The 1,432-nt window shown below is 69.4% G+C and carries 1 protein-coding gene; it reads left to right on the forward strand.

From position 1 onward, the window contains the following. Positions 1–242: 242 nt before the first annotated feature. Complete coding sequence (locus DKT69_RS00280) at positions 243–1,277, forward strand: zinc ribbon domain-containing protein (RefSeq protein WP_161557734.1); 1,035 nt, start codon at positions 243–245, stop codon at positions 1,275–1,277. The last annotated feature ends 155 nt before the right edge of the window (positions 1,278–1,432 follow it).

Below are 1,432 nucleotides of genomic sequence, written 5' to 3' on the forward strand. Positions count from 1 at the left end.
GACCCCCACCCCGCCTGACCCTCCACGCCGGGGCGACTCCCGCCTGCGGTCCGCCAGGGTGTGCAACTGTTGGCTGATTAGCTACGCGATCGTATGTGATATTTTTTCGATCATGTCGTTGCTGCGGCTGGGTCCGGTCGCTGAATTCATCGGCGTTCATCCTGTGACTGTGCGGCGGCCGGCGAGTTCACTGTGGTGAGGGTGGTCCACAGGACCGGCTGGCCCGTTTCGGCATGGCGTGGTTGACGGCTCTGCTGGCCCGTGACGGGGTGAGCGTGGAGGTGCTCCACTCGAAGGGTTCGGCCGGTGGGGTCGAGGAATTGTTAGACGACTTCATGTCCCGGCTGGCTGACGGCCGCCTCGCCCACGCCGATCCGGCGCTGACCGTGAAGCTTGCCCGCCTGCAGGCCGAACACGTGGCGGTGTGCGCCCGGATCCGGCATCTCAACCAGGCACTTGCCTGGTCCGCGGCCCGGTGGCTCGTCGACCACGCCACCGCGCACGGGGCCACCGTCATCTACGTCGAGAACCTCGCCACCCTCGAAGGGCGCGGCGGTTCACGCAGCCTCAACCGGCGACTCTCCGGCGCCGTACGCGGCACCGTGTTCACCGCCATCGCTCACCTCACCGCGAAGGTCGGTATCGCAGTCGTCACCGTTCCGGCGCGTGGAACCTCGTCCGGCTGCCCCCGCTGCGACGGCCCGATCAAGCACGTCAAGACACCGGACCGGAACGTGGCCGGATACCGGTGGGCCACCTGCTCGTGCGGCCTGTCAATGGACCGCGACCACGCCGCCGCGCAACGCATCGCCGCCCGCGGCCTCGCCAACCAGGCCAAGACCCGCCGCGACCGCAGCGGCAACGCCGCGATCCGGACAGCCACCGACACACCAGTGCGTCACCGGACGCGTCGACCAACCCGAACCGCCACCACCAGACGGGTGCGGGATCGACGCAAGACCAAACCCACCCCGAAGCAGACCCGACCGGTCAAGACTTCACGCCTGCTGCCCATGCGACGGCAGGTTCCCGCCCCGGCAAACCCCACAGCGGGGCCTGCCGGCAAGCGTCCGGCGGGACGGACACCCCAGGAGACCAACCCCTCAAGGCCCGGTCGCCAGGTGCCGCACACGGTTCCCACCACCGCCCCGCGACACCCTCACAGGGTTCGCGGGGCAGTCCTCGGCCGCGGCTTCCACCGCCACGTACACGCCACCCCCGTCACCCACAGGGACGCTAGTACCCGCGGGATGCCCGGCTTGCTGAGGATCACATAGGAAACCAGAGACGCTGGCCCCATCCAAGATCCACACCGGCTGTGGAAGGTTGCTGCCTTCTCCCGTTCTGAGGCCGCCACCTGCGGGATGTTGCGCGCCCACGGTGCGGGGCTCCCAGGTGCGGGATGGTGCGGCTGCTGCCGGGGAGCCGGGAG

The organism is Micromonospora sicca (assembly GCF_003172935.1).
In the GTDB taxonomy this organism is placed as follows: domain Bacteria; phylum Actinomycetota; class Actinomycetes; order Mycobacteriales; family Micromonosporaceae; genus Micromonospora; species Micromonospora sicca.